Genomic DNA, 14,029 nt, shown 5'->3' on the forward strand with positions numbered 1-14,029 from the left:
ATTTTGGGCAAAGGAATGGAGAAACAGTGGGAAAGAGTGTTTTGATTCTGACATGTGTCAGCGGATTTATCGATAAATTTGAAAAAGAAAATGTCAGAATTCTTCGGGAACTGGGCTATGAAGTCCACTATGCATCTAATATGAAGGAACAACACTATCTTTTCGATCCGAAAGAATACAGAGAACTCGGTGTGATCCCACATGACATCTGCGTGGAGCGGTCTCCTTTCATGGTGCGCGCCAACAGTAAGGCGCTGCGTCAGATTATCGAGATCGTTGAGCAGAACAATATTGACATCATTCACTGCCATGCCCCTGTGGGAGGCGTACTTGGACGCCTTGCAGGGAGATATTTCAGACATAAGAATCGGGATCTGAGGGTTATATATACAGCACACGGTTTTCACTTCTACAAAGGCGCTCCCCTGATTAACAACACAGTTTATAAACTTGCAGAGAAAATACTGGCACATTATACAGATGTGCTGATCACAATCAACAGAGAAGATTACGAAAGCGCAAAAAAACTGCATTTGAGAAAAGGCGGCAGAGTATACCAGCTGCCGAGCATCGGGCTGGATATGGAACGGTTCCGTCCCCTCTCCGATGAGGAGAAAAAAAGGCAGCGGAAGGAGCTCCATGTGGAGGACAAGTTCTTTCTCGTCAGCGTGGGAGAACTCAATGAGAATAAGAACCATATAGTAGTGCTCCAGGCACTGAAGAAGATGCGGGATTCCGGGGAAGATATCTCGGGGATAGTCTACGGCATCTGCGGCGACGGATTCTTTCACGACCGTATGAGAGAGTGGATTGATGAGATGGGACTACAGGACAACGTGAGGATGTTCGGATACTGTATGGATGTCAGACCCATCGAGGGGTGCGCGGATGCGTCAGTGTTCCCGTCCCTCAGGGAGGGGCTCGGGATGGCTGCCCTCGAAGCGCTTGCAATGGGTGTGCCGCTTATCGCGTCAGATAACCGGGGTACCAGAGAGTATATGGAACATCAGAAGAACGGATATGTCTGCAACAGCAGCAGCCCGGAGAGCTTTGTCGAGGGGATCCGTTTTGTGCAGGGGCTTGAGCCGGAAGCAAGGCGCAAGATGCAGAAATACTGCAGAGAGTCAGTGATGAAGTTTGACAAGAAATATGCCAATGAAATCATGAGGCATGTCTATCAGGAAGAGATGCGTAATGAGTGATGTGAAGATCAGCGTGATCATCGGGACTTACAACCCGAAGGAGGAGCAGCTGACGAAAGCGGTGCGCTCCATCATGGAACAGACGTTTACCGACTGGGAGCTGATCCTCTATGATGACGGATCGGCGCCGGAAGCCGCCGGAATTATCCGGAGAACGGCTGATCTCGACGGACGGATCCGTTGTGTGAGAAATGAGAGAAACCACGGACTTGCCTATGCTCTTGACCAGTGCATAAAGCTGTCTGCGGGAACATATATTGCCAGAATGGATGACGACGATGTTTCCCTGCCCCGGCGGTTGGAGAAGCAGGTGCGTTTTCTGGAACAGCACCCGGAATATGACTGGGTCGGCTCAAATGCGGACCTGTTTGACGAAACCGGGATATGGCGGACAGAAACGATGCCGGAGAAGCCTGAAAAGAAAGATTTTCTCAGGTACTCCCCTTATATCCATCCCTCGGTCATGTTCCGGAGGGAGGCGGTATGGGGCAGAAATGCCTATATTTCTGCCGGCGTTACGAGGCGCTGCGAGGACTATGAGCTCTTCATGCGGCTTCATATGCAGGGGAAGCGGGGATATAACCTGCAGGAAAGCCTGCTCTTATACCGGGAAGACCAGAACTCCTATGTAAGGAGAAGTATAGATAACAGATTGAATGAGATGCGCATCAGGTACCGCGGATTCAAGCGCATGGGAATCCTGAAGCCGTCTACAGCGGTATATGTGTTCCGCCCGCTGGCAGGCGCCGTCCTGCCGAACGGACTACTGCATAATATACTGAGGAGGAATAAGAATGGCTGTTCAGACAGATGCGAGAAAGGCCAGATTTGAAACTTACAGAAAATTTTTGAATAAGGAAAAGATTTACTGCCCTGCCTCGGTGCCGGAGAAGGCGGAGGATAATCCGTTTGCCGGCGCCGGCAGTTACGTGCTTGGACCCATGGTAAATACTTTTGTGACCTGGGTCTTGCAGGAGGCATTGAAAAGTGGTAAAAAAAGGCTGCATTTTTTAGCCAGGGACGGGTATTTTATGTACAGGACGGCAAAAATCTATGTGGAGAAACTCAATCTTCCCATTGATTGCCGTTACGTGAGCTGCTCACGCTATTCCCTGCGTATTCCGATGTACCATCTGGACGTGGAGGACGCCATGGATTACATATGCAGGGACAGTATCGATGCAACTCTGACGCGGGTGCTTAACCGCGCAGGGCTCGATATGCAGGAGCAGAAAGACGTGCTCAACGAGATCGGAGAGACGGGACATGAAAATGAACCTGTCCCTTATGTGCGTCTTGCGGAAATAAAAGAGAAACTTTACCATTCCAAAATGTTTATGGAATATATGCTCCGTCACTCGGAGGACGCCATGCCTGCCCTGCAGGGATATCTGCGCCAGGAAGGTTTTCTGGACGGTGTGGAGGACGCCATCGTGGACAGCGGATGGGTCGGGTCCATGCAGAAGACCCTCAACCAGATGCTCAAAAGCATGGGGAGAAAAAGCGAGCTGGAAGGATATTACTGGGGACTGTATGAACTTCCGCCGGGTGTGCCGCGGGAAACCTATCACTGCTATTACTTCAGCCCGGAAGGACAGCTCAGCGAGAAGGTGAATTTCAACAACAATTTGTTTGAAACCATCTTCAGCGCACCTCACGGCATGACCCTGAGGTACGAGGAAAAAGACGGAAAATACATACCGGTGTATGATTCCATCGCGCCGGAGAGAAAGCAATATATGGAGCAGTTGGAAACGGTACTGCTCGGTTACACAGAGAAAGCGGCGGAGAGCGTCACTGATATCAGTGCAGTCAACTGCCGCAAGGATAAGAAAGCCATGAAGAAACTTCTGAAGCTCTTCATGGGTAACCCCACAAAAGATGAGGCGGAAGTCTACGGAACCCTTGTCTTCTGTGACGATGTGCTTGAATACGGAAGCCGTCAGCTTGCGGCAGTGATGGATGAAAAGGATCTCACGGATAACCATGTGATCAACAAGATCCTGGTAATGCTGGGAATCCGCAAGACCGAGATCAAGGAAAGCGCCTGGTACGAGGGCAGCGTGGTGCGCTGCGCCAAGAAAAGGCCAAGATACCATCTCATGCAGTATGGGATGTATAAATACCTGCTATATATAAGGCAGATGTATATGTGGAGAAGAAATAATGTCCAGAGATAAGAAGGATAATAATATAGATAAAAAAGCAATAAGACAGGAAAAACGGGAAAACAGAAAACAGTACTTTTTCGTAATCCGGGAACTGACGTCGAGGGAGATCAAGAGGAGGTATTCCAGGTCGTATCTGGGAATCGTCTGGAGCGTGCTCAATCCGCTGCTGATGATGTCCGTCCTCTCCATGATATTCTCGCAGCTCTTTCAGCGCTCTATTGAGAATTATCCGATCTATTATCTGTCGGGATATATTCTCTGGCAGATGTTTACCGGAGCGACCAACGCGGCGATGACTACACTGGTGGATAATAAAACATTATTGATTAAAGTGAAGCTCCCCATGGAGATATTCGTCCTTGCGAGAGTGTACACGGCGCTTGTGAATCTGGGATATTCCCTGATCGCTTATGTGATCATGCTGGTCGTGTTCCGGGTTACGCCGAAACTGACTATGCTGTTCGCGCCGGTGATTGTTCTGTTTCTGTTGATATTTGCACTGGGAATATCATTTATTCTCTCGACTGCATATGTGTTTTTTGGAGATGTAAAGCATCTGTATTCAGTCCTGCTGACACTGTGGATGTATTGCTCGGCACTGTTCTATCCGATTGACAGTATGAAGGGGATTATCCGGCAGGTTATTGAGATTAACCCGATTTTTGTGTATATAGACTGCATGCGGAGCGTCGTCATGTACGGCGTTATCCCTCCGGCGGATGAGATCGCCCGGATGGTGGTCTGGGCGGCTGTGGCATACGCGGTCGGTTATGCCGTGTTCCGGAAGAATAAGAATCAGGTAATGCAGAAGATTTAAGGAGCAGATGAAGGTAGTTATGAAGAGGTGGATGAAAAACGTTCTGGCAGCTATGGCAATTATAGTGTCAGGATTTCTGATAAGCGATATTCATGCCGAGGCGGAAGGCGAAATTTCCAGATTCGGCTCGGAATCTTATGAGTGGGTGCAGGGTACAGAGTCACCCATCGGTGTATATGTGGAGTCTGACGAGCCCATGTCCTATGTTGATATGACACTCCAGTATGATCCGCAGATGCTCCAGTATAATTCCGGCGGTGAACTGGAAGCAGAGGGGAGAGTACGGATCAGCAGCGGGGCGGGAAATACAGAACAGTTCAGTCTGATGGTTTATTTTACTCCGCTTCGTTCGGGAACTACGCAGATCTCGATTACGAATGTGACGGTACAGTATGCGTCCGGTGAAACTTCAACAGCAACGGATGCGTCAGCGCCGATTTCCGTCCCGCTCCCGGCCGGATGCGCTCTGAGCTCCCTGACGGTAAACGGTCAGCCTGTGCCGGGGTTCAGCCCGGATGTGCTCGCGTATTCCGTGGATGTAGCCAATGATATTGCCACAGCAAATGTAGAGGCCGTCGCGGAAGACGCTGCGTCTGCAGTGCAGGTGTCTGATACGACCCTTGCTGTGGGGATGAATACAATCAATGTAACTGTGACAAATTCTTCCGGAAATCAGGTCACATATACAGTAACAGTGAACCGGGCGGAGCCTGTGACGAGTCTGGATCCGGTGTCGGAAGAACATCCTGGTGAGGGAGAGGTATCCGCAGAGCCAACGGTGCAGAATGCTCTCGCGAGGCTGACAAGAGGACAGATCATATTTGCGGTTGTACTGGTTGTCCTTGCGATTATCCTTCTCCTCCTGATCGCAACTCTGATCAGGATCTCGAGAAATAAGAAGAGACATAAACGCAGACATACGGCGGCTGTGAACCGATCCAGAACCGGCGGCGTACGACAGCCTGTAAAGCGGAGAAAACCTGTGGAACGAAGGGGAGAAACAGGGCAGGCAGCTTCAGGTGCTGAAGAGGCGGAGATAAAGGCGGCCGCGTCAGAAAAGACGGAAGAAAGAAAGCGGCAGGTTCATCCCGCTGCGGCGGATAAACCGGAAGACATAAAGAAAACTGAGGAGACAACATCGGCGGGAAAAGAAACTGCAGCGGGGGCGGCGACAGGAAAAGCGGCTCCGGCAGCGGAAAAGGCAACAGCGGCAGCAACGCCTGCGGCAACGCAGGGAGCGCAGGCTGCCCCGGCGGAAGATGAACGCGAGATTGAGATTGACGTACAGCATGTTACCATGGAATTCAAGCGCGAGAAAGATGAGGCTACAAGTATCAAAGAACTGCTGATTCGTACGCTGAAAGGACAGAGGAACACAGAGAAATTCAAGGCTCTTGATGACGTAAGCTTTACCGTCCATAAGGGGGAAGTTGTCGGGATTATCGGAACGAACGGTTCCGGAAAGAGTACGATCCTGAAGATTATCTCCGGCGTGCTTGCGCCGTCGCAGGGGAAAGTTACGGTCGACAAGAATAAGATTCAGCTTCTGACGCTTGGAACCGGTTTTGACTACGAACTTACCGGACGTGAGAACGTATACCTGAACGGGGCGGTAATCGGTTATACAAAAGAATTTATTGATGAAAAATACGACGATATTGTCAAGTTCGCAGAGCTGGAAGGATTCATGGAAGAAAAAGTAAGAAACTATTCTTCCGGTATGGTATCCAGACTCGGATTCGCGATTGCAACTATCCGCGATACCCCGGAGATCCTGATTCTGGATGAGGTCTTAAGTGTCGGCGATATGTTCTTCCGCCAGAAGAGCGAGAAGAAAGTGAAGGAAATGATGCACGGCGGTTCTACCGTACTGATCGTGTCCCATTCCACTTCTGTGATCCGGAACAACTGTACAAAGGTTGTGTGGATTGAAAAGGGACACCTGCGCATGGTAGGCGGACCAAAGGAAGTGTGCGCGGCGTATGAGAAAATGAATCAGGGTTAAAGGATGTCAGGGAAATGAGCAGCATGGAAACAATCGACCGGATCTACAGCGCACTGGTCAATGAGGTGCCGGGAATCCGGGAGAGGTACAATAAAAAAAGAAAACAGGCAAAAGGCGCCGGGCGCGGTCTTGTATGGTTTTATCTGCTGTATCTGAACGCTGCCTACCATATTTTCCGATACCGGAAGATCGGTATATCGGAAAAGTATCCGTATTACGAAGCAAAACGTCTGTACTGCGGTGGAAGCGAATCTTCCCTTTCCAGGCGGAAAACCCCGGAAGAGTTTGCGCGGGAGCTTGCAGAATACGATGTCGTGTCATTCGATGTATTTGACACACTGGTTCTAAGGCCCTTCTCCAGTCCGGCAGATCTGTTCTTCCTGCTGGGAGATGAACTGGGATATATGGATTTCAAAAGAATCCGTATGGAGATGGAATGGCGCGCCAGGGAAAGAAAGTACAGGAAAGAGAACCATTACGAGGTAAATCTGGAAGAAATATACGAGGTGCTTTCAGAAGAAACAGGAATCTGTTCTGATACAGCTCTTAAGAGAGAGACAGAACTGGAATACAGCTTCTGCTTTGCGAATCCCTATATGAAACGGGTTGTCAGCGAACTGAGAAGACTTGGCAAGCGGATTATAATTACCTCGGATATGTACCTGAATACTGACCGGATCCGGACACTGTTGGAAAAATGTGATTATGGATTTTTTGATGCTTATTATGTATCATGTGATCTGGGGAAATCAAAAAGCAGGGGTGATCTGTATGATGAGGTCAGAAAACAGGAAGAAGAGAAGAAGGGCAGAAAGGGCCTTACCTTTATCCATGTCGGTGACAACAAGATTGCGGACATAGAAAATTCTGTGAAACACGGTTTTGCGTCCAGACATTATGCAAATGTCAACGATGCCGGAATGGAATACCGCCCTGAGGATATGTCTTCCATTACCGGAAGCATTTACCGGGGAATGGTAAACGCCCATATCCATAACGGTCTGAATGAATACACCAGAGAATATGAATATGGATATATTTATGGCGGGCTGTTTGTGACAGGATACTGTCAGTTCATTCACGACTATGTTCATAGACAGAAGATGGACAGAGTCCTGTTTCTGGCCAGGGACGGCGATGTCCTGATGAAAGCTTATAAGCTCCTGTATCCGGAAGACGCCGGAATGTGCAGGTATGTATACTGGTCCCGCCTGGCGGCCACCAAGATGGCGGCGGAGTATTTCAAATATGATTACTTCCGCAGGTTCCTGTTCCACAAGGTCAATCAGGGATACACAATGAGGAAGATCCTGGGGGCAATGGAGCTGGATGATATGCTGGACGGGCTTGTAAAAGAGAGCGGTCTGGGGACAGAGACAGATTTGACAGACAAAAATGTGGAAAAGGTAAAAGATTTCTTTATGAAGTCCTGGGAACGGGTGCTGGAACACTACAAGGAACAGCTTGAAGCGGGAAAACAGTATTTTTCTGAAATACTGGAAGGATGCAGCCGTGCGGCAGCCGTGGATATCGGCTGGGCAGGGAGCGGCGCAATTACCCTTAACCACATCGTAAATCAGATATGGAAGATGGACTGCAGTATAACCGGTATTATCGCCGGGACAAATACTGCGGCAAACGCCGAACCTGATGCCAGCGAAACCTTCCTGCAGACAGGAAAGCTAGTAAGCTATATGTATTCCCAGAGGAAAAACCGGGATATCTGGAAATTCCATGATCCCGGGAAGAATCACAATCTCTACTGGGAGGTCCTGCTGGACGCGCCTCATGGAAGCCTGAAAGGCTTTTATCTGGACGAAACAGGACATTATGAATGTAGATTTAAAGAATCCACAGTCGATAATGAGAAAATAGAGCAGATTCAAAAAGGGATATTGGACTTTGCTGAAGAATATGGTAAAATTATGAAGAAATCGGTCATGTTCCAGAATATCTCCGGAAGAGATGCCTATGCACCCATGCTGCTGGGGGAGAATGAGAAGAACCGGGAGTTCTTTAAAGAGATTTGTGGACTGATGGATGAAATGAACGTTGGATAATCCGTAATTATCCGGCATCGAGAGACATTTGCGTGATGTAAATGTTGGATAATCAGCAATTATCGAAGGTACCGCAGAGTAAAGGATGTGAAATATGGTCCTGCAGAATATCATTTTTCCCGATGCTGTCTGTCCGATAGAGGATATCTATTTCCGGCTAAGTGGAAATGCAAAACTGAATAACGATTCTGTCCTTCTGCCGGCGGGAAGTTCTGTAAGCACTGATACTTATATGAATGCTTTTGACCTCGGGAGCTGGTTGGAAGATACCACGGCCAAAACATTTACTCTGACTGTTTTATTCCAGGGAAAAGGCAGATTTTTTCTCAAGTATCTGGATGGCAGAAATGGACAAACGAACGAGATGCTCCTCCTGGAAGAGGTCATAGAATCGGCAGCAGAAACAATGGAGAAATTTCATTTTGAGATTCCGAAAAATTTATATGGCGGAACATGCTTTTGGGAAATACATGCGATCAGAGATTCGGTATTTCGGGCAGGAAGTTATTCCACAGATACCATACCGTTTCGTTCCGATATCCGTCTGGCTGTAAACATCTGCACTTTTCATCGGGAAAAACAGCTTGCAGATAATCTGAAGAAGTTTATGGACAGCGTGTTTTTTCAAAACAGTCATTTACAGGAAATTCCAGCCCGGAACAGACCAGAGAAACCATCTGCAGAACTAAATGGATCAATGCATGTGTTTGTAATTGACAACGGTAACAGCTTCACATCAGACCCTGTACATCCAAACATCCATATCCATCCAAACTCCAATAAAGGCGGAGGAAGCGGCGGATTTACACGAGGTCTCGAAGAGATCAGGAAACTGCAGAGTACCTGCTCCTTTTCCCATGTGGTGTTTATGGACGATGATGTGGAATTCCAGATGGAAAGCTTCTATCGGCTGTTTGCTTATCTTTCCTATCTGAAAAAAGAAAAGCAGATGACTTCCGTTGCCGGAAGAATGTTCCGGCTGGATGACCGGAAAATCCAGTATACCGGCATAGAGATCTGGAATAAGGGGAACATCCGGCACGCAGGAGGAAATCTGGATATGAGCATCAGCCAAAACGCCATGCTCACCACTGCTCTGTCCGGAGATTACGGCGGATGGTGGTTCTGCACTTATCCGGCGGAGTTTGCTCTTGAAAACTGCCCGTTCCCATTCTTCATCCACTGTGATGATGTGGAGTACGGATTGAGATTTCCGGGACGCGTGACTGCTCTGAGGGGAGTCCAGGTCTGGCATGAGACATATGAATACCGGGTAACGCCGCGGATCATTTATTACGATATCCGCAATCCGATGGTGGTAAATGCCCTGCATGGGCTGGAAGAAAATGCGAATGAGATGATCGAAAAGTGGCAGGAACGGTTGGAGGAATTCCATCGTGAGGGGGATCAGACACTGAAATATCTGTGCATACTGGCAATGTATCATTTTACGAAAGGATACCGTTTTTTTCAAAAAGGCGGGAAACTGCCGGGAATGCATAACTGGATGAAAGATCGGACAGAACTGCTGAAATTTGTCAATCCTGTATTTCACAGATATGTCAGCTGGAGACTAAAAATGAAAAACAGTTATGCGAATATACTGCATACTTACAAAATCAGAAAGGAAAAGTTGTATGGCTGTTAAAATAGATATTTTCGGCAGTTGTGTCTGCCGGGACATTTTCCGGGATGTGGATGATCGGAAGTATAAGGTCTGCAATCGTCTGGGTAACGTTCCCATAACGTCTTTGTATGAAGAACCGATTCCGATAAAAAAGGACATCTTGGATGAAACTGCTTTGTCTGCCTTTGAAAAACAAATGCTGAAAATACAGTTAAGCAGAAAAGCCACAGACTTATTGAAGAAAAGTGAAGCTTCTGTTCTGGTACTGGATCTGGCGGACGAATTAATGGAAAGATGGACTCTGGAAGACGGTTGGTATCAGGTGGCAGTTCCGGAAAGAAACCGTAAAAAATATCATAGCCTCTTCAGTGAAAAATATGAATTATCCGGCAGAATTGTTTCGGGTGGACTTGCAATAGAGATTGCGGAAGATAGTATCCGTCAATTTGCGAAAGATATAATCAAAACGGATGGAAATCCAAATGGATATCGGGCAGGAAACATCATTGTGATTGAGTCTTATTATTCGGAAAACATTCTGTCAAATGACGGATCCTTACATAAGCATGACGAGAGATATCACATTTCTGAAAAAAATGAGTTTCTGAGGAAGATATATGAGATCTTCCACAAATATTTTTCAGAATGCAAGATTATTAAACTGCCAGAGCAGACATATTCTTCCGAAAATCATATAAGAGGAGTACATCCTCTGCATTATACACAGGAGACCTATGATTATTTCATGCGTGCAATTGATGTACTGTGCGGATTTTCAAAAATAAATACAACAGAAAACCTTTACAGAGACCAGTCTCTGAAAAACAGCATGTTATTTCAAAAGTCGAACGGGGAAATCCTCGAAGAAATTCATGATCTTGCCGCAAGAATAGATCGTCTTGAAAAACAAACGGCTTCAATTAAAGTAGATATATTTGGCTGTTGTGTGTCCCGGGACATTTTCAGGTATACATTTCCGGGGCGCTATACCGTCTGCAGCAATATTGAGAGACTGGCAATAACAAACCTGTACTGTCCGCCTGTTAATGAAAAATTCGATAATTCTTCGGGAAAAGTCTTAAATTACGAAAAAAATATGTTCGAGCTTCAGCTCCATCAGAATGCTGTTCAGAAACTGAAAAACAGCGAAGCAGATATTCTGATTCTTGATTTGGGTGAGGAACGGCTTGAGAGATATATTCTGGACCATAGCGGTCAGAAAATTATGCTGAATCACTGGGGGAAAGTTGATGAGCTTTACCGGCAGTTATTCGAAAAAGACGGTGGTGCTTACAAACTTGAAAAAGTACTGTCACCATTTGATCTGGATGAAACATTAATACGCGAAAAGTTTTCCCGCTTTGCAGAGGATATCGTTAAAAGCGAAACAAATCCTGACGGTTATCTGCCGGAAAATATATATGTTGTCGAAATCCAGTACGCGAAAAATATTATTTCCAACTCAGGAAAACTGGCGAACTATAAAAATGACTATAAAATCGGAGAGTGCAATGCTTTCTGGCAAAAGCTCTATAAGATTTTATACGAGTATCTTCCGAACTGTAAAAGAATTAAACTGCCGCTTTTTACTTATGCAAGTGAAAATCATAAATGGGGAAAGAGTCCTCTGCACTATACGGATGCAACTTACCGGTATCTTGCGGATGCGATCGATTCCCTGACAGGTGTTTCGGACAAAAACAGTGTGGATAACCTGAATAGTGAACAATCTTTAGACAACCGATTATTTACGCGTGTTTTAAATGGTGAACGCATTTATGAAATCGACAGTATTAAGAAGAGGCTCCAGGCTTTAGAAAAAACAGTGTCACAAAAAAATTAAGGGGGAAATAAAGAGTGAATAGAACAGTTTCGGTTCTGGAAAAAAGACGCTGCACCGGATGTGCATCCTGCTTCAATAAATGCCCGGTAAATGCAATCACGATGCAGTATGACCGAGAAGGGTTTATTTATCCTGTCATAGCTGAAAAGAAGTGTGTCAACTGCGGACAATGCTTTAACGTATGTCCGGAGTTAAATACCGCATCGACCCAAAAGCTGATCCACAGTGAAGGAACCTGCTATGCCACTATGGCTGATGATGAAATCCGGGCAGTTAGTTCCTCCGGTGGAATGTTTACCCTGCTGGCGGAAAAGATTCTTGATGATGGCGGTGTTGTTGCTGGTGCCGCATACAGCGATGACTATATGGAAGTATCACATATTATCGTTGATGGGAAAGATGGCCTAAAGAAACTAAGAGGATCAAAATATGTTCAAAGCGCAATCGGATCTGTATATAAAGATCTGCTTCAGGAGCTTAAACAGGGAAGAAAGGTTCTTTTTGTAGGATGTCCTTGTCAGGTCGCAGGGCTGTATTCTTTTCTCGGGCAGGACTGGGCGAATCTTTACACTGCAGATTTGGTATGCCACGGAGCGAATTCACTTACTGCGTACCAGTCATTTGTAAAGGAAACTGCAAAAGGACGAAAAGTAAAAGAAGTAAACTTCCGGGATAAAACAGTTTATGGGTGGTCAACACCAACCACGATCTACTTTGAAGATGGCACAGTGTTTAATGCGGCCTGGAATGAATCCAAGTGGAACGACGGATTCCTGAAAGGGATCATTAACCGACCTTGCTGCAGCACATGTCATTATGCACAGAGAAACAGAGTGGCTGATTTAACACTTGGGGACTTCTGGCAGATTCATCGGTGGAATGAAGAATGCAATGACTGGAAGGGAACATCTCTTGTCCTTGTAAATACAGCAAAAGGAGAACAGATTTTTAATAATGTCAGCGGACGCATGAAGTTATGCCAGAAGGCACCGCTCGATTTTGCAGTACAGTATAACGGGCAGCTGGTCCGCCCCAACCGTGCTCATCCGGGAAGAAAATTTTTCTTTCATCACCTGGAAAAAGACGGGTATCACAAATCACTCTGGTATGGACAAAAGTGGCACTATGATGTCGGCCTCGTCGGATGGTGGTTTGCTGCCAACTATGGAAGTGTTCTGACATATTATGCACTTGGAAAAATTTTGGATGATATGGATATGCTTGCACTTATGATCCGCATTCCTAAATTAGATGGCGGAACAAAATGGGAGCCCGTTACAGAAGAAAACATTAAATTTATGGAAAAATATTTCCCGGTATCAAAAGAGCGAAGCATCGAACAGCTTGATGAATGTAATCGTTTTTGCGATGCGTTTATGTTGGGATCAGATCAATTATGGGTACAAAATTACGTTAATTTAGTAGGATATACCTTTTTCTTAGACTTTGCAGCAGATGATAAGAAAAAAATCGCATATGCCACATCACTCGGTTATGAAAAATACCAGGGAAGTGAAGAAGAAAAATGTATTGCCAGCACATATTTAAAAAGGTTTAATGCGATATCAGTACGGGAAACCTCCGGAACAGTAATCTGTCAGGAATCTTTTGGCGTTAACGCAGTACGTATGCTGGATCCGGTTTTCTTGTGCAATATCAGTCATTACGATGAGCTGGCGCAGAATTCAACTTTAGACACCAATGAAAAATATATTCTCTGCTATATATTAGACCCTTCCGATGAAAAACGGAAGGCTGTGGAATACGTTGAAAAGAAATTAGGCATGAAGGCCAAAGTTGTTCTGGACATGAAAACATATGACCACAGCAAAGCAAGATGGGGAATGGATAATGTAGTAGATCGTCCGTCTATTGAAGATTTTATAAAGCTTATTAAAAATTCCAGCTTCCTTGTTTCTGATTCCCATCACGGCATCTGTTTCGGACTGATATACCATATAAACTTCATTTGTATCGCCAACAGATCCAGAGGATATACAAGGTTTGAATCGCTTTTCAATCTGCTGCGGATTCGTAAGCATATGGTAGATAATGCTGCTGAGATTATAGAAAACGATAGCTTATTTGAAAAAATCGATTACGAAATGGTTGACCAGATACTGGAACATGAGCGTGACCGCTCTCTGACCTGGCTGAAAGAGGCATTGAATTCAGACAGAAGCCCTGAGATGAATACACAGGATCAGCTTCTGGTAAATTACATGAATCATTCTCGTAAACTGGAATGGGAAAATAAACGTTTGAAAAACGAATTGCAGAAATTGAAAAAGTGAAAAACATGTA

Annotated in this window: 9 protein-coding genes; all 9 read left to right on the forward strand. The window is 45.9% G+C overall.

The window, feature by feature from the left end; genetic code table 11:
• Positions 1-41: 41 nt before the first annotated feature.
• The 9 genes from B5F07_RS02530 (at position 42) to B5F07_RS02570 (ending at position 14,019) form a co-directional block, all read left to right on the forward strand.
• On the forward strand, positions 42-1,202 hold the full coding sequence (locus tag B5F07_RS02530; RefSeq protein ID WP_162613034.1) for a glycosyltransferase family 4 protein: 1,161 nt from the start codon (positions 42-44) through the stop codon (positions 1,200-1,202).
• Positions 1,195-2,034, forward strand: coding sequence for a glycosyltransferase (locus B5F07_RS02535; protein ID WP_087159700.1), 840 nt, complete (start codon positions 1,195-1,197; stop codon positions 2,032-2,034). The genes B5F07_RS02530 and B5F07_RS02535 overlap by 8 nt, the downstream gene beginning before the upstream one ends.
• Entirely contained in the window at positions 1,997-3,382 is a 1,386-nt protein-coding gene (locus B5F07_RS02540) for a hypothetical protein (protein WP_087159701.1), read from the forward strand. Before B5F07_RS02535 ends, B5F07_RS02540 begins: the two co-directional genes overlap by 38 nt.
• On the forward strand, positions 3,369-4,190 hold the full coding sequence (locus tag B5F07_RS02545) for an ABC transporter permease (RefSeq protein WP_087159702.1): 822 nt from the start codon (positions 3,369-3,371) through the stop codon (positions 4,188-4,190). The genes B5F07_RS02540 and B5F07_RS02545 overlap by 14 nt, the downstream gene beginning before the upstream one ends.
• A gap of 7 nt (positions 4,191-4,197) precedes the next feature.
• Positions 4,198-6,195, forward strand: coding sequence for an ATP-binding cassette domain-containing protein (locus B5F07_RS23330; RefSeq protein WP_087159703.1), 1,998 nt, complete (start codon positions 4,198-4,200; stop codon positions 6,193-6,195).
• 14 nt (positions 6,196-6,209) lie between these two features.
• A complete protein-coding gene (locus B5F07_RS02555) occupies positions 6,210-8,255 on the forward strand; it encodes an HAD family hydrolase (RefSeq protein ID WP_087159704.1) in 2,046 nt (681 codons plus the stop codon).
• A 94-nt stretch (positions 8,256-8,349) separates the two neighbouring features.
• Positions 8,350-9,903 (forward strand): glycosyltransferase, encoded by a 1,554-nt coding sequence (locus B5F07_RS02560; protein ID WP_087159705.1) that lies wholly within the window; start codon positions 8,350-8,352, stop codon positions 9,901-9,903.
• Positions 9,893-11,725, forward strand: coding sequence for a DUF6270 domain-containing protein (locus B5F07_RS02565; RefSeq protein WP_087159706.1), 1,833 nt, complete (start codon positions 9,893-9,895; stop codon positions 11,723-11,725). The genes B5F07_RS02560 and B5F07_RS02565 overlap by 11 nt, the downstream gene beginning before the upstream one ends.
• 14 nt (positions 11,726-11,739) lie before the next feature.
• The gene (locus tag B5F07_RS02570; protein ID WP_087159707.1) at positions 11,740-14,019 is read left to right on the forward strand and encodes a polysaccharide pyruvyl transferase family protein; all 2,280 of its coding nucleotides are present in this window, start codon (positions 11,740-11,742) and stop codon (positions 14,017-14,019) included.
• Positions 14,020-14,029 lie beyond the last annotated feature (10 nt).

Source organism: Lachnoclostridium sp. An169 (genome assembly GCF_002160525.1).
GTDB lineage: Bacteria > Bacillota > Clostridia > Lachnospirales > Lachnospiraceae > Mediterraneibacter > Mediterraneibacter cottocaccae.